The 23,102-nt window shown below is 73.1% G+C and carries 20 protein-coding genes, 1 tRNA gene and 1 pseudogene; 12 read left to right on the top strand and 10 right to left on the bottom strand.

Going from position 1 to position 23,102, the window contains the following annotated elements:
* Positions 1-5: 5 nt before the first annotated feature.
* The 7 genes from AB0B41_RS20135 to AB0B41_RS20165 are packed head-to-tail and all read left to right on the top strand — an operon-like array spanning position 6 to position 5,315.
* Positions 6-1,706 (top strand): PQQ-dependent dehydrogenase, methanol/ethanol family, encoded by a 1,701-nt coding sequence (locus tag AB0B41_RS20135; RefSeq protein ID WP_358205339.1) that lies wholly within the window; start codon positions 6-8, stop codon positions 1,704-1,706.
* A gap of 51 nt (positions 1,707-1,757) precedes the next feature.
* A complete protein-coding gene (gene pqqA / locus AB0B41_RS20140) occupies positions 1,758-1,853 on the top strand; it encodes a pyrroloquinoline quinone precursor peptide PqqA (protein ID WP_358205341.1) in 96 nt (31 codons plus the stop codon).
* A 60-nt stretch (positions 1,854-1,913) separates the two neighbouring features.
* Positions 1,914-2,807, top strand: coding sequence for a pyrroloquinoline quinone biosynthesis protein PqqB (gene pqqB, locus AB0B41_RS20145; RefSeq protein WP_358205343.1), 894 nt, complete (start codon positions 1,914-1,916; stop codon positions 2,805-2,807).
* 8 nt (positions 2,808-2,815) lie between these two features.
* Entirely contained in the window at positions 2,816-3,517 is a 702-nt protein-coding gene (gene pqqC, locus AB0B41_RS20150) for a pyrroloquinoline-quinone synthase PqqC (RefSeq protein ID WP_358205346.1), read from the top strand.
* A gap of 7 nt (positions 3,518-3,524) precedes the next feature.
* The gene (gene pqqD / locus AB0B41_RS20155) at positions 3,525-3,881 is read left to right on the top strand and encodes a pyrroloquinoline quinone biosynthesis peptide chaperone PqqD (RefSeq protein WP_358205348.1); all 357 of its coding nucleotides are present in this window, start codon (positions 3,525-3,527) and stop codon (positions 3,879-3,881) included.
* Entirely contained in the window at positions 3,874-4,962 is a 1,089-nt protein-coding gene (pqqE, locus tag AB0B41_RS20160) for a pyrroloquinoline quinone biosynthesis protein PqqE (protein WP_358205382.1), read from the top strand. Before pqqD ends, pqqE begins: the two co-directional genes overlap by 8 nt.
* The gene (locus AB0B41_RS20165) at positions 4,959-5,315 is read left to right on the top strand and encodes a hypothetical protein (protein ID WP_358205350.1); all 357 of its coding nucleotides are present in this window, start codon (positions 4,959-4,961) and stop codon (positions 5,313-5,315) included. The genes pqqE and AB0B41_RS20165 overlap by 4 nt, the downstream gene beginning before the upstream one ends.
* Before the next feature lie 53 nt (positions 5,316-5,368).
* Here the strand turns inward: AB0B41_RS20165 and AB0B41_RS20170 are convergent.
* The 3 genes from AB0B41_RS20170 to AB0B41_RS20180 all read right to left on the bottom strand — a co-directional run bounded on the left by AB0B41_RS20170 (position 5,369) and on the right by AB0B41_RS20180 (position 9,863).
* Positions 5,369-5,445: transfer RNA gene (locus tag AB0B41_RS20170), tRNA-Met, on the bottom strand.
* Positions 5,446-5,732: 287 nt separating this feature from the next.
* Entirely contained in the window at positions 5,733-8,663 is a 2,931-nt protein-coding gene (locus tag AB0B41_RS20175; RefSeq protein WP_358205384.1) for a UPF0182 family protein, read from the bottom strand.
* 177 nt (positions 8,664-8,840) lie between these two features.
* Positions 8,841-9,863, bottom strand: a complete 1,023-nt coding sequence (locus AB0B41_RS20180) for a PDZ domain-containing protein (protein ID WP_358205352.1) — start codon at positions 9,861-9,863, stop codon at positions 8,841-8,843.
* Positions 9,864-9,913: 50 nt separating this feature from the next.
* Between AB0B41_RS20180 and AB0B41_RS20185 the strand changes: the two genes are divergently transcribed.
* Entirely contained in the window at positions 9,914-11,461 is a 1,548-nt protein-coding gene (locus AB0B41_RS20185; RefSeq protein ID WP_358205355.1) for a zinc-dependent metalloprotease, read from the top strand.
* Positions 11,462-11,841: 380 nt separating this feature from the next.
* Here AB0B41_RS20185 and AB0B41_RS20190 read toward each other — a convergent pair whose 3' ends face one another.
* Positions 11,842-12,444, bottom strand: a complete 603-nt coding sequence (locus AB0B41_RS20190) for a M48 family metallopeptidase (protein ID WP_358205357.1) — start codon at positions 12,442-12,444, stop codon at positions 11,842-11,844.
* A gap of 128 nt (positions 12,445-12,572) precedes the next feature.
* Between AB0B41_RS20190 and AB0B41_RS20195 the strand changes: the two genes are divergently transcribed.
* Both AB0B41_RS20195 and AB0B41_RS20200 read left to right on the top strand, forming a co-directional pair.
* A complete protein-coding gene (locus AB0B41_RS20195) occupies positions 12,573-13,439 on the top strand; it encodes a hypothetical protein (RefSeq protein WP_358205359.1) in 867 nt (288 codons plus the stop codon).
* A 131-nt stretch (positions 13,440-13,570) separates the two neighbouring features.
* Positions 13,571-14,812, top strand: coding sequence for an MFS transporter (locus tag AB0B41_RS20200; protein WP_358205361.1), 1,242 nt, complete (start codon positions 13,571-13,573; stop codon positions 14,810-14,812).
* A 20-nt stretch (positions 14,813-14,832) separates the two neighbouring features.
* On the opposite strand, the gene AB0B41_RS20205 is transcribed toward AB0B41_RS20200, so the two are convergent.
* Both AB0B41_RS20205 and AB0B41_RS20210 read right to left on the bottom strand, forming a co-directional pair.
* Positions 14,833-15,615, bottom strand: a complete 783-nt coding sequence (locus tag AB0B41_RS20205; protein ID WP_358205363.1) for a hypothetical protein — start codon at positions 15,613-15,615, stop codon at positions 14,833-14,835.
* A gap of 71 nt (positions 15,616-15,686) precedes the next feature.
* Positions 15,687-17,006, bottom strand: a complete 1,320-nt coding sequence (locus AB0B41_RS20210; protein WP_358205365.1) for a DUF222 domain-containing protein — start codon at positions 17,004-17,006, stop codon at positions 15,687-15,689.
* Positions 17,007-17,325: 319 nt separating this feature from the next.
* Between AB0B41_RS20210 and AB0B41_RS20215 the strand changes: the two genes are divergently transcribed.
* The gene (locus tag AB0B41_RS20215) at positions 17,326-19,281 is read left to right on the top strand and encodes an amino acid transporter (RefSeq protein WP_358205367.1); all 1,956 of its coding nucleotides are present in this window, start codon (positions 17,326-17,328) and stop codon (positions 19,279-19,281) included.
* Position 19,282: 1 nt separating this feature from the next.
* Here the strand turns inward: AB0B41_RS20215 and AB0B41_RS20220 are convergent, their stop codons facing one another.
* The 4 genes from AB0B41_RS20220 to AB0B41_RS20235 all read right to left on the bottom strand — a co-directional run bounded on the left by AB0B41_RS20220 (position 19,283) and on the right by AB0B41_RS20235 (position 22,446).
* Positions 19,283-19,435 carry a hypothetical protein gene (locus AB0B41_RS20220; RefSeq protein ID WP_358205369.1) on the bottom strand — a complete coding sequence of 51 codons (153 nt, stop codon included), beginning with the start codon at positions 19,433-19,435 and terminating at the stop codon, positions 19,283-19,285.
* A gap of 76 nt (positions 19,436-19,511) precedes the next feature.
* Entirely contained in the window at positions 19,512-20,285 is a 774-nt protein-coding gene (locus tag AB0B41_RS20225) for an N-acyl homoserine lactonase family protein (protein ID WP_358205370.1), read from the bottom strand.
* On the bottom strand, positions 20,282-21,628 hold the full coding sequence (locus tag AB0B41_RS20230; protein ID WP_358205372.1) for an MFS transporter: 1,347 nt from the start codon (positions 21,626-21,628) through the stop codon (positions 20,282-20,284). Before AB0B41_RS20230 ends, AB0B41_RS20225 begins: the two co-directional genes overlap by 4 nt.
* A gap of 149 nt (positions 21,629-21,777) precedes the next feature.
* A complete protein-coding gene (locus tag AB0B41_RS20235; protein WP_358205375.1) occupies positions 21,778-22,446 on the bottom strand; it encodes a TetR/AcrR family transcriptional regulator in 669 nt (222 codons plus the stop codon).
* Positions 22,447-22,617: 171 nt separating this feature from the next.
* Here AB0B41_RS20235 and AB0B41_RS20240 point away from each other — a divergent pair.
* Positions 22,618-23,102, top strand: a pseudogene (locus AB0B41_RS20240) (shikimate dehydrogenase); the annotation flags it as partial.

The raw sequence follows: 23,102 nt of genomic DNA on the forward strand, positions 1-23,102 counted from the left end.
AGACCATGACCGTCGAGTACGTCGACGCCGGCGAGGCCATCGACCAGGGCGATCTGAGCGGCAAGCACGGCGACGCACCGCCGGTCGTCGAGAACGTGACCTATGAGCGCATCCTCGACGCCCGCTCGGAGCCGCAGAACTGGCTCACCTACTACGGCGCCTACGACGGCCAGCGGTTCAGCCCGCTGGACCAGATCAACACCGAGAACGTCAAGAGCATCGGCCCTGCCTGGATCTTCCAGTCCGGGACGAGCGGCATGATCGCGGGTGCGTCGACGTACGCCTTCGAGGCCAGCCCGATCGTCGTCGACGGGATCATGTTCGTCTCCGGCTGGGACGGCTGGGTGTGGGCCCTCAACGCGAAGACGGGGACGGAGATCTGGCGCTACAAGCACGCCACGCCGTTCGACGTGTCGCTGTGCTGCGGGAACGTGAACCGCGGCGTCGCCGTGGCCAAGGGCAAGGTCTTCTCGGTCACCCCGAACGCCCACGTGATCGCGCTCGACGCCGTGACCGGCAAGAAGATCTGGGACAAGACCTACGGCGACGTGCGGGCCGGCGAGAGCGCGACGGTCGCGCCGCTGATCGTGAAGAACATGGTCATCGTCGGCAGCTCCGGCGGCGAGTTCGGTGTGCGCGGCCACCTGGACGCCTTCGACCTCGAGAGCGGCGAGCACGTGTGGCGCTGCTACATGATCCCGAAGCCGGGCGAGCCCGGTTCCGAGACGTGGCCGTCCGACGGCCAGGCGTGGGCCCGGGGCGGGGCGAACTGCTGGCTGACCGGCACCTTCGACGCCGAGACGAACCTGCTGTACATCGGCACGGGCAACCCGGCTCCGGACTTCGACGGCGAGGTCCGGGAGGGCGACAACCTGTTCACCGACAGCATCGTCGCCGTCGACGCGGACAGCGGGCAGATCCGCTGGCACTACCAGTGCACCCCGCACGACGTCTGGGACTACGACAGCATTGCCGAGTGCATCCTGTTCGAGCACGAGGGGCGCAAGCTGCTCGGGCACTTCGACAAGAACGGCTACTTCTTCGTCGTCGACCGGACGAACGGCGAGCTGGTCCAGATCACGCCGTTCGTGGACCGGATCGACTGGGGCAACATCACCCGCGACGGCAAGGTGACCCCCGCGCGGTACCCCGACAAGGAGGGCGACCCGGTCCACTTCTACCCCGGTCCGGCCGGCGCGAAGGAGTGGACGCACGCGGCCTACAGCCCGGAGACCGAGCTGTTCTACGTACCGATCCAGGACGTCGGCGCCACGGCCACCCGGCGCCGCCGTGAGTTCAAGGAGAGCATCCCCTACTGGGGCGCGGGCGTTCAGGTCGACATCGAGGACATGGCGGGCTACGTCAGCGCGTTCGACGCCAACGGCGAGGAGAAGTGGCGCTGGCGCAACGAACTGCCGATGTGCGCGTCGGTGCTGGCCACCGCCGGTGGTCTGGTGTTCGCCGGCACGCCGTCGGGCGAGTTCAACGCGCTCGACGCCCGCACCGGTGAGCAGCTCTGGCAGTTCCAGTGCGGCAGCGGCCACCACAGCAGCCCGACCACCTACTCGGTCGACGGCCGGCAGTACGTCGTCGTGCCGGTCGGCTGGGGTGGCTGGGCCGAGGGGTTCCTCCCCGGCATGCTCGGCGCCGGTCACGGCAGCGCGCTGATCGCCTTCGCCCTGCCGGAGCAGTCCCAGACCCAGTAGGTCCCGTGCCGTTCCTGTGCCGCACATCGGGCGCAGAGGGGAGGTGAATCCATGGAGTCCCAGCTCACCGAGTGGGAGCCACCGGAGTTCGACGAGATCGGCGTCGCCCCCGAGGTGACGATGTACGTCGCCCGGAAGGAGGACTGACGGGATCGAGAGGTGCGCCGGGTCCGCCCGGCGCACCTCTCCCCTTCGTGGAGGTGCCGGATGTGGCTGCGGGTGCTCGGAGCGGCCGCGGGCGGCGGGTTCCCGCAGTGGAACTGCGGCTGCCCGGGATGCCGGGCGGTGCGCGACGGCTCGCGGCCGTGCGTGCCCCGCACGCAGTCCTCGGTCGCGGTGAGCGCGGACCGGCGTTCCTGGTACCTGCTCAACGCCTCGCCCGACGTCCGGGCGCAGATCGAGGCGTTCCCCGCCCTGCACCCGCACGCGGGCCGGGCGACGCCGCTGCGGGCCGTGCTGCTCACGGACGCCGAGCTCGACCACACGCTCGGCCTCCTGCTCCTGCGCGAGGCGCGCGCGCTGGAGCTGCACGCCACCCCCGCGGTACGCGAGACGTTGTGCGAGGGGTCCGCGCTGCTCCGGACCCTCGAGCGCTACTGCGCGGTCGACTGGCGCCCGGTCGTCCCGGGCGCCGACGTCGCGCTCGGCGACGGGCTCTCCTACCGCGCCTTCGACGTCCCCACGAGGAAGGCGGCGCGTTTCGGTCCCGGGCGGGCCGAGGGCCGCGTCGTCGGGTACCGGCTGACCGACACCCGCACCAGCCGTGCCGCGGTGTACCTGCCGGGGGTGCAGGAGATCAGCGCCGGCGTGCTCGCGCAGCTGCAGGACTGCGCCTGCCTGCTCCTCGACGGCACGTGCTGGAGCGACGACGAGATGGTCCGGCTGGGCCTCGCGTCGAAGACCGCGCGCGACATGGGGCACGTCCCGATGGACGGTCCCGGCGGCAGCCTCGCGCAGGTCGCGGCGCTGCCCGTCGCACGGACGATCTACGTCCACCTGAACAACACCAACCCCGTGCTGCTGGACGACTCCCCGGAACGCCGGGCCGTCGAGCGGCACGGGGCGGAGATCGCCACGGACGGCCTCGAGGTGGAGGTCTAGGGGGTGCCATGACGGCCACGACCGACAGGACCGGGACCACGGAGGGCTTCGTCGACGCGCTGCGGGCGCGGTCGCACCGCTACCACGACCAGCACCCCTTCCACGTGCGGATGAACGCCGGCCTGCTGAGCCCCCGGCAGATCCGGGGCTGGGTGGCCAACCGCTTCTGCTACCAGGAGAACATCCCTCGCAAGGACGCGGCGATCCTCGCCAACTGCCCCGACCTCGAGGTCCGGCGGCGGTGGATCCGGCGCATCGTCGACCACGACGGCACGACCGGCACCGAGGGCGGCATCGAGGCCTGGCTGCGCCTCGCCGAGGCCGTGGGGCTGACCCGCGAGGAGGTCCTCGACCACCGGCACCTGGCCCCCGGGGTCCGGTTCGCCGTCGACGCCTACGTGACCTTCGCCCGCACCCGGCCGTGGGTGGAGGCCGTGGCGTCGTCGCTCACCGAGCTCTTCGCGCCGGACCTGATGGCCGAGCGGCTCGCGGCGTTCGAGCGATACTACCCGTGGATCGACCGGGACGGCCTGACCTACTTCCGGAACCGGCTGCACCAGGCGCCCCGGGACTCCGAGCACGCCCTGCAGGTGGTGACCACGCACTGCCGCACCCCCGAGGAGCAGGAGCGCGCGGTCGACGCGCTGTCGTTCAAGTGCGACGTGCTCTGGAGCCTGATGGACGCCGTCGACCGGGCCTACCCCGAGTGAGGCGCCGATGAGCTCGCCCGACGCCGTGGTGACCGGCGCGGTGTCCCCCTCCGGGCGGCCGCGGCTCGCCCGGCACGTCCGGCTGACCTTCGACCGGACGCGGGAGCGGCACGTCCTGCTGCGCCCGGAGGCCGTGGTCGTCCTCAACGACACGGGGGCGGCGATCCTCGGCCTGTGCGACGGCGAGCGGACGGTCGCCGGGATCGTCGAGGAGCTGCGGGGCCGCTACGACCGGGTCGACGAGGCCGACGTGCAGCGCTTCCTCGACGGCCTCGTCGAGCGGCGCTGCGTGGTGATCGAGGTGGAGGGGACCGATGGGGTCGACCGGCGGCGTGGTGATCGACCCGGAGGCGACGATGAATAGGCCCTTCGGGCTGCTGGCCGAGCTGACCTACCGCTGCCCGCTGGCCTGCCCGTACTGCTCCAACCCGCTCGACCTCGCCGGGTACCGGGACGAACTGGGCACCGCGGAGTGGCTCCGGGTGTTCGACGAGGCCCGGGACCTGGGCGTGCTGCAGTGCCACCTCTCCGGCGGCGAGCCGTTGCTGCGCCGGGACCTCGTGGACCTCGTCCGGCACGCCACCGGGCTGGGCCTCTACACGAACCTGGTGACCAGCGCCGTCGGGTTCTCCCGGCGCCGGGCGGAGGAGCTGCACGAGGCGGGTCTCGACCACGTGCAGATCAGCATCCAGGCCGACGAGCCCGGCGCGTCGGACCGGATCGCCGGGACGCCGTCGTTCGCGCGCAAGATCGCCGCGGCGCGGATCGTGAAGGAGCTCGGCTGGCCGCTCACGGTCAACGTCGTGCTGCACCGGCAGAACATCGACGGACTCACCGCCATCGTCGGGCTGGCCGAGGAGCTGCGCGCCGACCGCGTCGAGCTGGCCAACACCCAGTACTACGGCTGGGCGTTGCGCAACCGCGCCGCGCTCCTGCCCACCGCCGAGCAGCTCGACCGGGCCGAGAAGGTGGTCGCCGAGGCCGCCGCGCGGCTGGCCGGCCGGATGGACGTCGTCTACGTGCTCCCGGACTACTACGAGCGCTATCCCAAGCCCTGCATGGGCGGCTGGGGCGCGCGGCAGCTCACCGTGGCCCCCAACGGCGACGCCCTGCCCTGCCCCGCTGCCCAGACGCTGCCGCTCCCCCGCGCGAACGTCCGCGAGGACTCCCTCGAGCGGATCTGGACGGACTCGCCGGTGTTCCGGCGGTTCCGCGGCACCGACTGGATGCCGGAGCCCTGCCGGAGCTGCGACCGGCGCGAGATCGACTTCGGCGGCTGCCGCTGCCAGGCGTTCCAGCTCACCGGCGACGCCGCCCGCACGGACCCGGTCTGCCACCTCTCGCCGGACCACGAGATCGTCGTCGACCTCGTGCGGGCCGCCAACTCCGGAGCGCGGTCACAGGTGGAGGCGCTGGTCCCGCGCCCGCACCGGGCCGGGTCGTGAGGACCGCCGCCGACCGGCCCCGGCACCCCGAGGCCGACCAGGCCGAGCTGGCGTACCGCATCGGCTGCGACGCCGCGGTGCTCCACCTCGAGTGCACCTACGCCGACGTGCCGGAACCCCTCTGCCACGAGCTGGTGCGCTGGTTCTCCGCGGCCGTGCGCCGGCTCCGGGAACCCGCGCTCCCCCTCGACGACCTGCGCGAGCTCGCCGACGAGTGGCGGCGGCGCCGCGCCGCCTACTTCTCCGACCACGACTGGGCCGAGATCCGCCTCGTCCCGCCCCTCGACAGGCCGCGGCCCTCGATCTGGTGGCGCCTGCGCCGGGGACGGGAGCCGGCGCCGCCCCGCCCCTGAACCGGCCCGACATGGCGAAGGCCCCCAGGCAGATCGCCTGGGGGCCTTCGACGTGGTAGCGGGGGCAGGATTCGAACCTGCGACCTCTGGGTTATGAGCCCAGCGAGCTACCGAGCTGCTCCACCCCGCGTCGCTGTGGTCTGCCCTTCCGGGCTTCGCACTGCTGTGTTGCTGTTGTGCCCAGAACATTACACGCTCGCGAACGGCATGTGCACGGGGGGTCGGTTTCGACCTCCGGCCCTCTGACCTGCAACGACGCCGCGCTCTTGCCCGCGCTGAGGCGTTCTCGCCGGTCAGCGGGCCGCGGACCGGATCCGGTAAGCCTGCTCACATCCCTCGGCCCGCTGTGCCTGCTCCGAGAAGGCCGACGGGCGGCCCCGGTGACCGGGACCGCCCGTCTGCGGCGCTGTGCGGGTTTCAGCCGCCCGGCGAGGGGGCCGGGGTGGCCGAGGGCGCCGGGGCGGCGCTCTGGGCCGCCTGGAACTTCTTCACCGCCGCGTCGAGGGCGGCGAGCGCCTCACCCTGTGCCGTGAAGTCGCCCGACTGCTGCGCGGACTTGAGCTGGGCCAGGGCCGCCGAGATCTCGTTCGCCGCGGAGGCCAGCTCGGGGCTCGCCCCGGTGTTCGGTGTCGGCGACCCCGCCGACGGCGCCTGCGGCGTGGTGCCCTGGGTCGGTGTCGTGGCCGCGGCGCCGGCACCGGCACCCGCCCCGAACACCTGGTCCAGCGCCGTCGCGAGGTTCGCGTCGTAGCCGACGCGCCCTCCGAAGCTCACCAGCACGCGGGCGAGCTGCGGATAGGAGGAGTCCTGCCCGGCCCGCTCGATGTACACGGGTTCGACGTACAGCAGCCCACCCGCCACGGGCAGCGTCAGCAGGTTCCCGTAGTCGATCGTGGTCTGGTTCTGTCTCAGCAGGTTCAGCTCCGACGACACGTTCGGCGAGCCGAGGAACTGCGCCTGGACCTGCTGCGGGCCGAGCGTCTGCGTGTCCGCCGGCAGCTGGAGCACGGTGATCTTGCCGTAGGTGTCCGGTTCCGAGCTCGCCGACATGTACGAGGCCATGAACTGGCGCCGCAGGCTCACGAGGGCGCTGGTGAGCTGGAAGCTCGAGCCGCTCTGCCCCGGGAGGCCCGTGAGCATGTAGTACGGCGGCTGCGCGTCCTGCGAGGCGCCGGTGTTGCCCTGGACCGTCGGGTCCGACGGGACGTCCCAGAACGAGACCGTGGAGAAGAACTCGCCCGGGTTGTCGACGTGGTAGCGGGTCAGCAGCTCGCGCTGGACCTTGAACTGGTCCTCCGGGTACCGGAAGTGCTCGCGCAGCTGGTCGCTGATGTCCGACGCCGGTTTGACCGTGCCCGGGAACGTCTTCATCCAGGTCTGCAGGACCGGGTCCTTGTCGTCGAACGCGTAGAGGGTGACGGTGCCGTCGTAGGCGTCGACGGTCGCCTTCACGGAGTTGCGCAGGTAGCTGATGGTGTCGTTCGGGAGGCGCTGGCCCTGCAGGCCGAGCTGGCTGTCCTGCGTGGTGTCGCCCAGCGGCACCTGCTCCGCGTACGGGTAGTTCCGCAGCGTGGTGTAGCCGTCGACGATCCACTGGATGCGCCCGTCGACGACCGCCGGGTACGGGTCGTTGTCGACGGTCAGCCACGGGGCGACCTTCTCGACGCGGTCCCGCGGGTCCCGGTCGTACATGATCCTCGAGCTGTCGTTGATCGAGCTGTTGAACAGGATGTTCCGCTCGCCGTAGTAGAGCGAGAAGACCAGCCGGTTGAACAGGTTGCCGAGCGAGACGCCGCCCTTGCCCGTGTAGGTGTACTGGGCGCTGTCGGTGTCGTACTCGCGCGGCGCGGCACCCTCCTCGGCGCCGACGATCGAGTAGTCCGTGATCAGCTCGCCGTAGTAGATCCGCGGCTCGGAGACCGGGATCTGCCCCTCGGTCGTGGTGTCGCTGACGGTGAACTTCGGCAGGCCGCCCTGGCCGCCGGTGTCCTCGAGCGCGGCGTTGACCTGGTTGGCCGGCGCGGCGACGAAGCCGTTGCCGTGGGTGTAGACGAGGTGCCGGTTGATCCAGTCCTGCTGGTTGCCGACGAGCGCGCTCGAGTCGAGCTCACGAGCGGCCACCACGTAGTCCTGCTTCTGCCCGTTGACCGTGTAGCGGTCGATGTCCAGCTTCTCGGGGAAGCCGTAGAAGTTCCGCCGCTGCTGGAGCTGGGTGAAGGTCTTGGTGAGCTTGCCCGGGTCGAGCAGGCGGATGTTCGGGATCGTGTCCGTGTCCGCCCGGACCTGCGCCGACGTGGCGGACGACGTGCCCGAGTAGGGCTCGATCGTGACCGTGTCGTCCGTGAGCCCGAAGGCCTGCCGGGTGGCGGCGATGTTGCGCTCGATCGACGGCGCCTCGCGCTCGTTCGCGTTGGGCGCGACGACGAACTGCTGCAGCACGGCCGGCCACGCGGCCCCGACCAGCACGCTCGACAGCACCAGCAGCACCACCGCGATGGCCGGGAGCTGCAGGTTCCGCCGGAACACCGCCGCGAAGAACGCCGCGGCGCAGATGATCGAGATGACCAGCAGGATGATCTTGGCCGGCATCACGGCGTTGAGGTCCGTGTACGTGGCGCCGAAGAAGTTCTGGTTGCGGTCGGAGTAGAGCAGCTCGTACCGGTCGAGGTAGTACGCCACCGCCTTGAGCAGCACGAACACGCCCGCGAGGATCGCCAGCTGCGCCCGCGCGGCCGCCGAGACCTGGCCCGAGCGGCCGGCCAGCCGGATCCCGCCGAAGACGTAGTGCGCGATCAGTGCGACCACGAAGCAGATCGCGACCGTGACGAACAGCCAGTTCAGCAGCATCCGGATGAACGGCAGCGTGAAGGCGTAGAAGCCGATGTCGTTGCCGAACTCGGGATCGGTCTGCCCGAACGGCGTGCCGTTCAGGAACATCTGGGTGGTCTGCCAGTCGCCCTGCGCGGCCAGGCCGGCGATGATGCCGACGATCACCGGGATGCCGATCCCGAACAGCCGCAGCCGCGAGATGATCACGGTGCGGTACCGGGCGATCGGGTCCTCCGGCCCGTTGACCGGCACGAAGACCGGGCGGAACCGGTAGGCGAGCCACAGCGTGAGCCAGACCGCGCCGCCGAGCAGCAGCCCGCCGATCACGAACTGGACGATCCGGGTGCCGATCACGGTGCCGAGCACGCCGCGGTAACCGGTCTCGCCGAACCAGAGCCAGTCGACGTAGAAGTCGACCAGCCGGGATCCGCCCAGCAGCACCACCACCAGGACCGCGGCCGCGATCAGCAGTATCCGCGTACGGCGGGACAACGACGGTGCTCCCGCCGGGGGCCGCATGGCCACGGCAACTCCTCGAGGGTCGGTTCTGGTGCGTCAACTCTACGGACGGGGTGTGGAGTTCCCGTGTGTCCCGTGTGCCCGCACCGTTCGTACGGTTCGTCCGTTCCGTGTCCGCTCGCGGGCGACCGTACCGCGTCCGCCCGACAGTGCGGATCCGCCCAGCTCAGCCACTCGTCAGGGGGTGCACAGCGGAGCCTGCCCGCCGCTGTCGAGCGTCTCCAGCGCGTCGACCGCGGAGGCGAGCGTGGTCACCCGGACCAGGCGCAGCCCGTCGGGCGCGTTCTGCACGGCCTCGGCGCAGTTGTCGCCGGGCACGAGGAAGGTGACCGCACCCGCGTCCCGGGCCGCGCGCATCTTGAACGGGATGCCGCCGATCGGCCCGACCGTCCCGTCCGCGGTGATGGTGCCGGTGCCCGCGACGAACTGCCCGCCGTTCAGCTCCCCCGGCGTCAGCTTGTCGACGACCGCGAGCGCGAACATCAGCCCGGCCGACGGACCGCCGATGTCGCCGAGGCTGATGGTGATGGTCCCCGCGGCGGGCTGGACGCCCGGCCGCACGCCGAGCATCCCCTGCTCCCGGTCCGGGCTGGAGCCGAGCGTGATGGTGGCGTCCTGCTGGGCGTCGCCGCGCCGGTAGGTGACGACGACGGGCTCGCCCGGCCGCGTGCCGTTCAGCGCGTCGGCCACGGCCTGCGGGGTCGCGACCGGGGTCCCGCGCACCGCGACGATCGTGTCGCCCTGCTGCAGCACGCCCTCGGCGGGCGAGCCGGGCACGACGTCGGCCACGGTGGCCCGGGTGGGCAGCTTCAGCTCGGACAGCGCGGCCATCTCGGCGTTCGTCTCCGACGCCGTGAACTGCTCCGCGTTCTCCTGGTCGACCTCCTCGGTCGACCGCCCGGGCGGGAACACCGTGTCCCGCGGCACCAGCCGCCGGTCCGGCGCCAGCCAGAACCCGAGGGCCTGCAGGCCGGTCACGCCGTCGTTGACCGAGACCGTGGTCATGTTGAGGTGCCCCGAGGTGGGGTAGGTGGGCGCCCCGTCGACGGCGACGACCTGCGTCCCGTCCACGGCGCCCAGCGTGTCGTAGGTCGGTCCCGGCCCCAGGGCGACGAAGGGCACGCGGACGACGGTCCCGACGCCCACCACCACCATCACCAGGAGCACGGCGGCGACCAGCGTCGACGTCCGGCGGCTCACGGAGAGCGAACCTACGCCGCGGCCCCCGGGGGCCGCGTACCGTGGTCGGTATGAGTGACGTCCCGTTCGGATTCGGCCCCTCCGACCGCGACCCGGACCGCGACCGCAGACGGGACGAGGGCGAGGGCGAGGGCGGCAACGAGGGCCCGAAGGACCCCTTCGGCTTCGGCAACCTGCCCGGCGGCGGTCAGTTCCCCGGCCTCCCGGGGATGCCCGGCATGCCCGGCATGCCCGGCGGCGGCCCGGGCGGTTTCGACGTCGGCCAGCTCGGCCAGATGCTGAGCCAGCTCGGGCAGATGCTGTCCAGCGCGAGCCAGACCGGCGGCGGTGGCGGCCCGGTCAACTACGACCTGGCCGCGCAGATGGCCGTCCAGCAGCTCGCACAGAAGACCTCGTCGCTCACGGACGCGCAGCGCACCGCGGTGGCCGACGCGCTCAAGCTGGCGGAGCTCTGGCTCGACCCGGCGACGGAGTTCCCCGCCGGCGCGACCGAGACGGTGGCCTGGACGCCGACGGACTGGGTGAAGGCGAGCATGCCCACCTGGAAGCGGCTGTGCGACCCCGTCGCCCAGCGCGTGTCCGGCGCGTGGGTGGAGGGCCTGCCCGAGGAGATCCGCAGCGCCGCCGGCCCGATGCTCGCGATGATCGGCCAGATGGGCGGGCTCGCCTTCGGCAGCCAGCTCGGCAGCGGCCTCGGCCAGCTCGCGGCCGAGGTGCTCACGGGCACCGAGGTCGGCTTCCCGGTCGGGCCCGAGCGCACCGCGGCCCTGCTGCCCGAGGCGATCGAGAAGTTCACCGCGGGCCTCGACCGCCCGGCCAGCGAGGTCATGATCTACCTGGCCGCCCGCGAGGCGGCGCACCACCGGCTGTTCGCGCACGTCCCGTGGCTGCGGGAGCGGCTGCTCGGCGCGGTGGAGGACTACGCCCGCGGCATCACCGTCGACACCTCGCGCATCGAGGACATGGCCCGCCAGATCGACCCGTCGAACCCGGCCTCGATCCAGGAGGCCATGCAGTCCGGCATGTTCGAGCCGCAGACCACGCCCGAGCAGAAGGCGGCGCTGGCCCGGCTCGAGACGTTGCTCGCCCTGATCGAGGGCTGGGTGGACACCGTCGTGGCCGAGGGCGTCGGCGAGCGGCTGCCCGGGGCGGGCGCGCTGCGCGAGACGCTGCGTCGCCGCCGCGCCTCCGGCGGTCCGGCCGAGCAGGCCTTCGCCAGCATCGTCGGGCTCGAGCTGCGGCCGCGGAAGCTCCGCGCCGCATCCGAGCTGTGGAAGCTGCTCGGCGAGGAGCGCGGGATCGAGGGCCGGGACGCGGTGTGGGCCCACCCGGACCTGCTGCCGGACTCGGACGACCTCGACGACCCCGCCGGCTTCGTGCAGCACCGCGACACCGCCGACCCGATCGCTGAGCTGGAGAAGCAGTTCGCCGCGGAGGCCGCCGAGGCCGCGGAGCAGGAGAAGCCGGAGGAGCCGGAGACCCCCGACGCCCCCGACGCCTCCGACGCCTCCGACGCCTCCGACGCCTCCGACGCCACTGACGGTCCGGACGACGAGTCCGGCAAGGGGGACGAGAGCGGGTCGGGCCCGAAGGCCTGACCTCCGCGCGGGGATCCACGATCACCGCGTGCGGTACCTGGCGACCGCTGGTGGCCGGGACACACCGCAGTCGGTGATCACGGTGCTCAAGGCCCACTCTGACCGTCCGCGGTGGCGATGGGCTGCTCCGGCACGGAGGATGCCGTCTCCCTCGAGCGGCCGTCCGTCCGGGATGGCACCGCGCATCCCGACGACCGGTTGGCGGGCGGAGGCCGGGCGCTGCGGGGGCCCGACACCGCGCCCCTGCTCCCATACCCCGACGGTCGCCGCACACCTCGTCGACGATGTGTGCGGCGCACCTCACGGGTGTGGCGCGGGGTGTGCCGGGTCGGGCGGGTGTCCGGACCGTAGGCCGGCGCTCGGTGGGAGATGGCCCCTGGTCAGCCGATGCTGGCGGCCGCCTCGTCCGGGTCCGCGGCGCCCTCGTCCTCCGCATCCGGCAGGTCCTCGCCGTCCGTGCCGACCAGGCCCAGACCCGCGGCCGCGGACAGCCCCTCCAGGTAGCCGATGGCGCGCTCGGTGCGCGGGTAGTGGTGCACGAGCGACCAGAAGTAGTCGTCGTGCCCGGGGGCGAGCAGGTGCGCCAGCTCGTGCACCAGCACGTAGTCGACCACCCACCCGGGCGCCTCGCGCAGCCGCTCGCTGATCCGGATGGTGCGGTCCTGCGGGGTGCACGAGGCCCAGCGGGTGCGCATCGGCGGCACCCACCGGACCGACGCCGGTGTGGCCCGGCCGCCCAGGTACCGCTTCGACAGTTCGAGGCAGCGGTCGAGCAGTGCCCCGTCGCCGTGCCGGCCCGGTGAGCGGCGCTTCGCCTCGCTCTTCTCGAGCCGGTTGACCATCTCGTCCACCCAGCGCCGTTCCTCGGCCTCGCTCATCCAGCCCGGGATGAACACGATCACCGTGTCACCCTCGCGCCGCGCGCTGACCATCCGACGCCGCCGTTGACTCCGTCTCACCTCGACGACCGCGGGGCTCGCCATTCCTCCACCCTAGGCCCCGCGACGGGCGGGCGGGAGCGGAGGACCTCGGGCGCCCGGGTTGTCCACAGATCCGCGTACCTGTGGACAACCGTTCGCGGGACCGCCGCCCGCCGACCATGCTCGGTCCCGTGATCCGCGCACTCACCTCCCTTCCCCGCCGGCTGGTCCTCGCCCCGCACCGGCCCCTGCTCGCCCGCGGTGCCCGCGCGCGCCAGGTCGGGCTGGCGCCGCGGGGCAACGTCGTGGTGGACGGCCTGCCGGCCGCGCTGCTGCCCCTGCTCGAGCGACTGCGTGCCCCGGCGGTCGCGCTGGACTGGGTCGCCGAGGCAGCCGCCCGCGGGGTCGGGGTGGAGTTCGCGGAGGCCGTGCTGCGCGGCCTCGTGGCGCGCGGCGCGCTGGTCGACCCGGCCGGGGGCGAGCGGCGGGTCGAGCTCCGGGCGGCGAGCGCGGTGCAGGTGCGGGGAGACGGGCCGCTGGCCGTCGGGGTGGCGATGGCGCTCGCGCGAGCCGGTGTCGGTGCGGTGCAGGTGCTGGCACGGGGGCACGTCGCGAGCGCCGACGTCGGCTGCGGGTACGGGGAGGAGTCGGTGGGCAGGCCTCGGGCCGACGCGGCGGCCGAAGCGGTCGAACGGGTCCGGGCCGGCACTGCCACGAGTGCCCTGCCGCCCGGCCGGAGCCCCGATCTGGTGGTGCTCACCGACGCGGTGGTTCCCGAGCCGGAGGTCGTCACCGAGCTCGCGGCGGCCGCGACCGACCACCTGCCGGTGCTCGTCCGCGAGGGGATCGGGGTGGTGGGACCGCTGGTCCTGGTCGGGCGCTCGCCGTGCCTGCGGTGCGTCGAGCTGGGCCGGGGCGACCTCGATCCGGCCTGGCCGGTGGTCGCGGCCCAGCTGACCGGGCGCAGCGGCGGGGCGGAGCCGGAGGCCGCCGCGGCCACCGCGGCCCTCGGCGCGGCGCAGGCGCTCCTCGCGCTCGACGGCGAACAGGGCGCGTGACCGGCGTGGATGCAGCCATGCGGGCGATTATGGCACCGATCGCTGCGACAAGCTAACGCAACGATTTGTGCGTTCGTGCTACCGTCGACAGCGTTAACGCACAGATCGCTGCACGAACTTGCGAGGCGAGCATGACGGTCACGACAGAGGCAGCCGGGGCGACGGCCGAGCGCATCCGGTTGCGGGGGCCGTACTTCGCGGGGGTGACCGCGATGATCATGTTGTTCCTGGCCGCGTCGAGCGCGCCGTCCCCCCTCTACGTCGTCTACCAGCAGCTGTGGGGCTTCACGCCGACCGTGCTCACGGTGGTGTTCGCCGTCTACGTGGTCGGCCTGCTGGCCTCGCTGCTGGTCGTGGGCGCGCTGTCCGACCACGTGGGCCGCCGCCCGGTCCTCTTCGGCGCGATCCTGCTGGAGATCGTCGCGCTGGTGCTGTTCGTGCTGGCCGGGGACGTGCTCGTGCTGTCGGTGGCGCGGTTCCTGCAGGGCGTGGCGACGGGTGTCGCGATGACGACGCTGGGCGCCGCCCTGGTCGACCTGGAGTCCCCGGGCGCCCCGGGCCGTGCGGGCGTGGTCAACTCCGTGGCCCCGACGACCGGGCTCGCGCTGGGCGCGCTGGGCTGCGGGGCGCTCGTCGAGTTCGGGCCCGCACCGACCCGGTTCGTGTACGCGCTGCTGCTGGCCGGGATGGGGCTGGCCGCGGTGATCGTCGCGCTCATGCCCGAGACGTCCGCCCGCCGGCCGGGCGCGCTGGCGTCGTTGCGACCCAACGTGGGCGTCCCGGCCCGGCTGCGCGCCGACGTCGTCCCGGTGGTGCCGGTGATGATCGCCAGCTGGGCGCTCGGCGGGCTCTACCTCTCGCTCGGGCCGTCGGTCACGGCGGGGCTGTTCGACCTGCGCAACCACCTCGTCGGCGGGTTCGTCGTGACGCTGCTGTGCGGCACCGGCGCGGCGACCGCCTTCCTGCTGCGGAACCGGCCGGCCGTCCGGTTGTTGGCCCCCGCCGCCGCGCTCCTCGGCCTCGGCACCCTCGTCACCCTGCTCGGCGTGACGACCGGGCTGATCGCCGTCGCGGCGCTCGGGACCGTCGTCGCGGGCGTCGGGTTCGGGGCCGCGGCGCTGGCGACCTTCGGCACGTTCGCCCGGATCGCCGCGCCGCACGAGCGCGGGGCGCTGTTCGCGGTGGCGTTCGTGATCTCCTACGTGGCCTTCAGCGTCCCGGCCGTGGTCGCCGGGTTCGCCGGCACCGCGTTCGGCCTGCGGATCACCGCCGAGGTGTACGCGCTGGTCATCGTGGCGCTCACCGCCACCGCGCTGGTCCTGCGCCTGGCGCTCGCCCGCGCGGCCCGGCGTGCGGCCCCGGCCTGCCCCTGACGACCGCGCGGGTCGATCGGTCAGGGCTGGGCGCGGACCATCGACAGCCGGCCGTCGGCGGGCCCGGCGGAGGTCCACGTGCCCTCCTCGGCCGACCATGTGCGGCCGTCGTAGGTCACCTCGGAGAGGCCGAACCGGGCGGCGTGCGCCACGAGCCAGCTCGCGATCGCCCAGCCGCGCTGCGCCGGCTGCGGCCCGCTGAGCCGCGCCGCGCCGAGCTCCTGCGCGGCGACCGCGGCGACGTCGTCGGGCGGGGTCTGCGGCGTCAGGTCCTGGCAGCGCAGCGCCGCGGGCGCCTGGCCGGTCAGCGCGACGGCGATCGCCTGCGCCTGCGGCTCCCACTGCGCGTAGGCGTCCGGCGCGGCCGAGCGCTGGACCAGCTGGGCGGCCTCGGTCACGGACACGTCCTGCCAGTCCGGGAGCTTCTTCAACGCCCGGTAGAACGCCTGGGCGGCGTACACGGGGTCGGTGACCTGCGCGTACGTGCCCCAGCCCTGGCTCGGTCGCTGCTGGAACAGCCCGGCCGAGTCGCGGTCGCCGCCCGGGAGGTTCTCCAGCCGGGACTCCTGCAGGGCGGTCGCGATCGCGACTGTCACGGCGTGGTCCGGCAGGCCCTCCGCGTACCCGACCCCGCCGACCGTCGCGGCGTACCCCGCCTGCCGGACGGTCAGCGACACCGACCGCCCCGCCGCCGTCACCACGCATCCCGGTTCCGGACGCGTGCTCGACCACCAGATCACGCCGCCCACCACGAGCACGCCGACGAGCAGGAGCGACAGCAGGGTCGCCGCGGTGCGGTTCACGCGGCGCCCTCGGTCACGGGTTCATGGTGCCCGAGGCCGTGTGCGGCGGAGCGTGCGGCTCACCGGCTGCATCAGGCGAACTCGGCGATCCGGGCCGGTCCGTCGCGGGCTTCTGCGAGCTCCCAGGTTCGGGGGCGTCGTCGTGGTCTCTGCTCGGGGTCGATCCAGGCGGGCGGGATGAACTCCGGGATCCCGTCGCGCAGGCGCACGACCCAGTCGGTGGAGTGGATCTGGCGGTGGTGGGCCTTGCAGAGCATCACCAGGTTGCCCAGGGCCGTCGGGCCTCCGTGTTCCCAAGGGATGACGTGATGGATTTCGCACCAGGGCGGGGGCCGGTCGCAGCCGGGGTGCGCGCAGCCGCCGTCCCGGGAGGTCACCGCGCGGCGCAGCCCGTCGGGGATCGACCGGGTGAGCCGGCCGACGTCGAGGGGTTGGCCGTGCCCGTCGAGGACCATCGGCACCCCGCCGCAGTCGCAGGCCAACTGGCGTAGCGCGGTCGGGCTGAGCTGCCCGGCGAACTCCAGCATCCCGGCGCGGGCGCGGGTCTCCAGGTCCTCGAGCCGGATCTGCACGGTGAGCACGGGCCGACGCCCGCCGACCGCGGGCAGCTCGCCGTGCTCAAGCACCCACTCGCACACCTCGGCCAACGCCTCCGCGTGGCGCTCGGCACTGCTGCGGTCGTCGTCGGCGGTGAGCGGGGCGGCTTGGGCGTCGAGGACGGTGGCGATCGCCGCGAACAGCGCCGCGTCGTCGTAGCGGCCGGTCAGTCGGCCACCGGGCTTGGACGCGAACCGGGTCAGGCGCAGTTCGTTGACCTGTGGTGGTGGGGTGTCGTCGGGTTCGGGGCCGTCGGCGTCCAACGCGTCGCGCAGCGCGGTGCCCCACTGCTGCAGCTCGCGGGGGGTGTACAGCGCGGCGGCGTCGGCCAGCTGGGCCTCGGGGCCGGCCCAGGTCTCCGGGGGCAGCCGCCCGGCCGGTGGGGTGGCGAGCAGCCGCACGATCACCGCGACGTGGGCGAGGGAGGTGTCCCCGGCGGCGAACACGTCCGCGGTGGCCGGCAGCCGCGCGGGCAGCACCGCGCCGTCGAGCCCGCTCCGCGGGCCGACCGCCTCGGCCACCGCGACCCGCTGCGCGGCCACGCCGCGGTCGAGGCGCAGCAGATCCTGCAGCGCCCGGGTCGGGGAGGCGTAGCCGTGCTCGGCGAAGCTGCCCTGCCGGTCCAGAGCCGCGACCGCTTGCCCGCTGATCTGGTCCAGCCGCCGGCCCACCGCCTCGCCGGCCCGCAACGTCTCCACCCACTCCGCCGCCGCGCCCTGCCCGGCGGCGGCCGCGAGCGCCTCGACGGCCTCGTCGAGCAGCCGCCGCGCGTCGGCGACCGGGCTGGGGAGCATGACCCGATCGTACTCGAACGCATGTTCGAACACAAGGTAAAGTCGCAGCTCAAGGTCCAGTACTGGAGTCGTCGGAAACGTAGGACGTGATCGAGGCATGGCGCCCGCGAGCCCACGCGTCGGACACCGGCATCGAGTTCCGCCACGCGGACGTCGCCGCGTACGAGGTGGCCGGCACCCGACCACCGTTCTGACGTACCGGCCGAAGGGTGCCCTGCTCCGTGGCCGTCGTCCGACGGCCACTCCGGCGAGCTCCACACGAACGGGACGAAACGCCGACCACCTGGCTCGGGGCCGCGATCAGGGGGATGCTGCCGCCGTGGGCGTGATCGAGAGCCGCAGGCACCGGGTCGGGGGCTGGCTGCTGCAGGGCGAGGGCCGGCGCTCGCGGCAGGGTCCGCACAGCCACCCGCCCGAGCCGGAGAAGCGGCACCCGTGGTGGCGGGTCATGTGCCTCACCGGCGTCGACTACTTCAGCACCCTGGGCTACCAGCCGGGCATCGCGGCGCTGGCGGCCGGCGTGCTGAGCCCGCTGGCGACCGTCGTCCTCGTGCTGGTCACGCTGCTCGGCGCCCTGCCCGTCTACCGCCGCGTGGCGCGCGAGAGCCCGCGCGGCGAGGGCTCGATCGCCATGCTCGAGCGGCTGCTGCCCTTCTGGCGCGGCAAGGTGTTCGTGCTGGTCCTGCTCGGCTTCGCCGCTACGGACTTCCTCATCACGATGACACTCTCGGCCGCCGACGCCACGGCGCACGTCATCGAGAACCCGCTGGTCCCGCAGCTGTTCGACGGCCACAACGTCGGGATCACGCTCTTCCTGCTCGCCCTGCTGGCCGCGGTCTTCCTGGCCGGATTCGGCGAGGCGATCCGGATCGCCGTCGTGCTGGTGGCGGTCTACCTGGGGCTCAACGCCGTGGTGATCGTCGACGGGCTGCGGCGCATCGCGACCGAGCCGAACGTCGTCGCCGACTGGACGCGGTTGCTGGAGGTGCAGTACCCGAACCCGTTCCTGGCCGTCGCGGTGGCGCTGGTCGTGTTCCCGAAGCTCGCGCTGGGCCTGTCCGGCTTCGAGACCGGCGTCTCGGTGATGCCGCTGATCAAGGGCGGGCCCGACGACACCGAGCAGCGCCCCGCGGGCCGGATCGCCGGGGCGCGGAAGCTGCTCACGACCGCCGCGCTGATCATGAGCACGTTCCTGGTGACGTCGAGCGTGGTCGTGACGCTCCTCGTTCCCGCCCCCGAGCTCGCGCCCGGCGGCCCCGCGAACGGCCGTGCCCTGGCCTACCTCGCACACGAGGACCTCGGACCCGTGTTCGGCACGGTGTACGACCTGTCGACGATCGTGATCCTCTGGTTCGCCGGCGCCTCGGCGATGGCCGGCCTGCTGAACCTCGTGCCGCGCTACCTGCCGCGCTACGGCATGGCGCCGCACTGGGCGCGGGCGGTGCGGCCGCTCGTGCTCGTGGTCACCGCGATCGCGTTCCTGGTCACCGTGCTGTTCGACGCGGACGTCGACGCCCAGGGCGGCGCGTACGCCACCGGCGTCCTGGTCCTCATGACCTCGGCGGCGATCGCGGTGACGCTCTCGGCGCGGCGCAGGAGCAGCCGGAGGATCTTCGCGGGCTTCGCGGTGGTGTCGCTCGTCTTCGTCTACACGACGGTCCTGAACATCGCCGAGCGGCCGGAGGGCGTGAAGATCGCGGCCTGCTTCATCGTCGGGATCCTCGTGGTCTCGTTCGCCTCGCGGGTGGTCCGCGCCTTCGAGCTGCGCGTGACCGACGTCGAGCTCGACGACGCCGCCCGCGGCTTCCTCGACTCGTGCGCCCCGGGCCCGGTCCGGCTCGTCGCGCACGAACCGCGACCGGGGGAGGCCTCCAGCCCCGCCCGCGACGAGGAGTACCGGGAGAAGCTCGCCGAGGAGCGCGAGGACCACAACATCCCCGACCCCGACAAGGTGCTGCTGGTCGAGGTCCGGATCACCGACCCGTCGGAGTTCGAGACGTCGCTCAGCGTCGTCGGCGAGCAGCGCGGGCCGTACCGCGTCCTGTGCACCGAGGCCCCCTCCGCGCCGAACGCGATAGCTGCCCTCCTCATGACGATCCGCGACCTCACCGGGACGCCGCCGCACGTCTACTTCGACTGGACCGAGGGCAACCCCGTCCTGCACCTGCTGCGCTACCTGTTCACCGGCCAGGGCGAGGTGGCCCCGGTGACCCGCGAGATCCTCCGCGAGGCCGAGCCCGACCTCCGTAGGCGGCCCGCGGTGCACGTGGGGTGAGTCAGCGCCAGGCGCCCCGGGCGTACTGCACCGGGTACGGGGCGGCGGAGTACGGGACGCCGAGCTCGTGGGCGGCGCGCAGCGGCCCGGGCTCGCGGAGGGCGGCGCGGGCGAGGAGGACGACGTCGGCGTCCTCCTCGGGCGTCGAGGCCACCGGGAGCTGACGTCAACGAGGTGCTCCCGGGCGGGGCGGACATGATCCCGAGTACGAGGGGCACCACAGGGGCGGGTCAGGCCACCCGCACCGCCGACACCCCCGTGAGCTGCGGGAACCGTGCGAAGACCGCGGGATCGTGCCCGGGCACCACGAGGTCGGTGGAGTCGGCGAGCTCCCGGGCGCGGTCGAAGCCGGCGTACATCGCGGGCGTCGAGTGCAGGATCGGGAAGAGCCGGTCCTGCTCGAGGTTCTCGTAGAAGTGGGCGGCGTCGGAGGCGAGCACCACCCAGCCGCGCTCGGTCCGGACCCGGGTGAGCTGCATCCCGGCGGTGTGCCCGCCCACGAGGTGGACCGAAAGCCCGGGTGCGAGCTCGCGGTCCCCCTCGACGACGTCGAGACGGTCGGGGGCGCCGAGGACCTCGCGGAGGTCGTCGTCGGACACGAGCCAGCGCTCGCGCGCGATGCGCTTGGCGACCGGCCCGGTCCAGTAGTCGGCCTCGGCCCGCTGCACCACCCGCCGCGCGCGGGGGAAGCGTGCGACCGTGCCGGTGTGGTCGTAGTGCAGGTGCGAGAGCACGACCAGGTCGACGTCGGCGGGGTCGACCCCGAGCGAGGCGACGCCGTCGGCGGGGGAGCAGTGGAACTCCAGCCCGTCGAGCGGGATCCCGCGGTCCGGGTCGAGCCCGGCGTCGACGACGACGGCCCGCTGCGGCGAGACGGCCAGCCAGACGTAGTAGGCGGTCGGGTGCGGCTCGTCCCAGCGCTCGTCGTAGCCGAGGAAGTGCTGGCCGCGCCGCCCGGCACGCGTGGCGTACCGGACGGCGAAGACCTGGTAGACCTCGCTCACGGGGCGACCGGCGCGGCGGCCGAGTTCGCCCGCGGGGCGGGGGGCTCGCCGAGCCGCTCGGTGGGGGTCCTGTAGTAGTCGCGGCCGGTGGCCACGGCGATGACGTTGAGCAGGCAGACGGCCGCGACGAACCACGCCACCGGGACCCAGTCCGCGCCCTCGGGCCCGGCCAGGGCCGCGGCGATGGACGGCGCGAAGCCGGCGACCGCGAAGCCGATCTGGGTGCCGATGGCCGTGCCGGACAGGCGGACCCGCGCCGGGAACATCTCGCCGTAGAAGGCCGGCCACACACCGCCCGTCGCGCTGTGGATCACGCCGAACATCAGGATGCCGACGAGGAAGATCAGCACGTAGTTGCCGGTGGAGATGGAGCCGAGGTAGGCGAACATCAGCACGCCGCAGCCGAGCGAGCCGCCGATGAACACCGGCTTGCGCCCGATGCGGTCGGCCAGCCGGCCGAACAGCGGCAGCGCGACGAGCGCGACGGCGTTGGCCAGGACGCCGACCCAGAGCATGGCGGAGCGGGAGAGCCCCTCGACGTTCACGGCGAAGGACAGGGCGTAGACGGTGAAGATCGTGCTGACCGTGGCGATGGTGGCGGCGAGGACCACCCGCAGCACCGAGGTCCAGTGGTCGCGGAAGAGCACGGCCAGCGGCGCCTTCGCGACCTCGTGCCGGGTGCGCTCCTGCTCGAAGACCGGGGTCTCCTCCAGTGTGCGGCGGATCAGCAGGCCCACGATCACGACGATCGCGCTCAGCCAGAACGGCACCCGCCAGCCCCAGGTCAGCAGGGACTCCTCGGGCAGCACCGCGATCGGCAGGAAGATCGCCGTGGCCAGGATCTGGCCGAACTGCGTGCCGCTGAGCGTGAAGCTCGTGTAGTAGGCGCGTTTGTCCGCGGGCGCGTGCTCGAGGCTCATCGAGTTGGCGCCGGCCTGCTCGCCGCCGGCCGACAGGCCCTGCAGCAGCCGCAGCGACACCAGCAGGATCGGCGCCGCGACGCCGATCGCACCGTAGGAGGGCAGGCAGCCGACCAGGAAGGTCGCCACGCCCATCAGCAGGACCGTCGCCACCAGCACGCGCTTGCGGCCGAACTTGTCGCCGATGTGGCCGAGCACGAACGCGCCGACGGGCCGCGCCACGTAGCCGACGCCGAACGTCGCCAGCGCCAGCAGCGTGCCCGTGGCCGGGCTCTGCGCCGGGAAGAAGATCTTGTTGAACACCAGCGCCGCGGCGGTGCCGTAGATGAAGAAGTCGTAGTACTCGAGCGCGCTGCCGATCCAGGCGGCGAGCGCCGCCTTGCGCGGCTGGGCCGCCGGGGCGGCGGGGGTCGGTGAGGACACGTGGGGCTCCCTGGAGTGATGCTCCGATGCACGACACAGCGGGACCGGGTCGGCTGAGTTATGTACCGCCTGGTTACGTACCGGATAGTGAGTTAGCTCCGGGACGCTGTCAACCCCTGGCCGGCGATTCGCGGCACCGGTCGAGGCCGTCAGGCTCTGCCGACGTGCGCGGTGAGGTACTCCAGGACCAGGTCGCCGAGCATGCGGCGGTAGTGGTCGCGACGGCCGGGATCCAGCAGGTCACGGTCGAAGATGGCCTGGAACGTGTGCCGGTTCGCGGTGCGGAAGATGCAGAACGAGCTGATCACCATGTGCACGTCGAGCGCGTCGACGTCCTCGCGGAACAGGCCGGCCCGGCGGCCGCGCTCGAGGATGCCGCCGAGCACGTCGACCGCGGGGGCGGCGAGGCCCGGCAGGATCGGGGAGGTCCGCAGGTGCTCGGCGTGGTGGATGTTCTCGATGCTGACCAGGCGGATGAAGGCGGGGTGCGACTCGTGGTGGTCGAAGGTCAGCTCGGCGAGGGCGCGCATGGCCCGGGCCGGGTCGAGGTGATCGACGTCGAGCTGCTGCTCCAGGGCGCGGATGCCCTGGTAGGCGCGCTCCAGGACGGCCACGTAGAGGCCTTCCTTGCTGCCGAAGTAGTAGTAGATCATCCGCTTCGTCGTGCGGGTGCGGGCCGCGATCTCGTCGACCCGGGCGCCCGCGTAGCCGCGGTCGGCGAACTCCGCGGTGGCGATGTCGAGGATCTCGGCGCGGGTGCGTTCGGCGTCGCGCTGGCGCTCCGGCGCACCGACCGGGCCGGTGGGCTGGGCGCTCACGGCGTCGTCCCGGCCGCTCGGCTCACGTGGGGGCTCACCGGGGGGCTCACGTGGGGGCTCACAGGGCGGCTCACGGTTCCGACGATATCCGGCTCACGCTTCCCTTCCGTCCTCCGAGCGGGTACAAGTAACTAACCGGTACATTCATCGACGGCGAGGGAGCCCGTGAGCATGTCCCAGGACCGCCTCCTGACCGGCCTGATCGGGGCCGGCATCGGCCCGTCCCTCTCGCCGGCGCTGCACGAGCGCGAGGCCCGCGAGCTCGGCCTGGACTGCACCTACACCCGGTTCGACCTCGACGAGCTGGACCTCCCCGCGGAGGCCGTCGGCGACCTGCTGGCCCGGGTGCGGGCCGAGGGCCGGGCCGGGGTGAACGTCACCCACCCCTGCAAGCAGCTCGTGATCCCGCACCTCGACGACCTGTCGCCCGACGCGGCGGCGATCGGCGCCGTCAACACGGTCGTGTTCGACGGGGACCGGGCCGTCGGGCACAACACCGACTGGTCCGGGTTCCGCGACGGCCTCGTCGCCGGCCTGCCCGGCGTGCCGCTCGACCGGGTCGTGCTGCTGGGTGCGGGCGGTGCCGGCGCCGCCGCGGCGCACGCGCTGCTGAGCCTCGGCGTCGGGTCGCTCGCCGTGCTCGACGTCGACGCCGC

Source organism: Pseudonocardia sp. NPDC049154 (assembly GCF_040648315.1).
In the GTDB taxonomy this organism is placed as follows: domain Bacteria; phylum Actinomycetota; class Actinomycetes; order Mycobacteriales; family Pseudonocardiaceae; genus Pseudonocardia.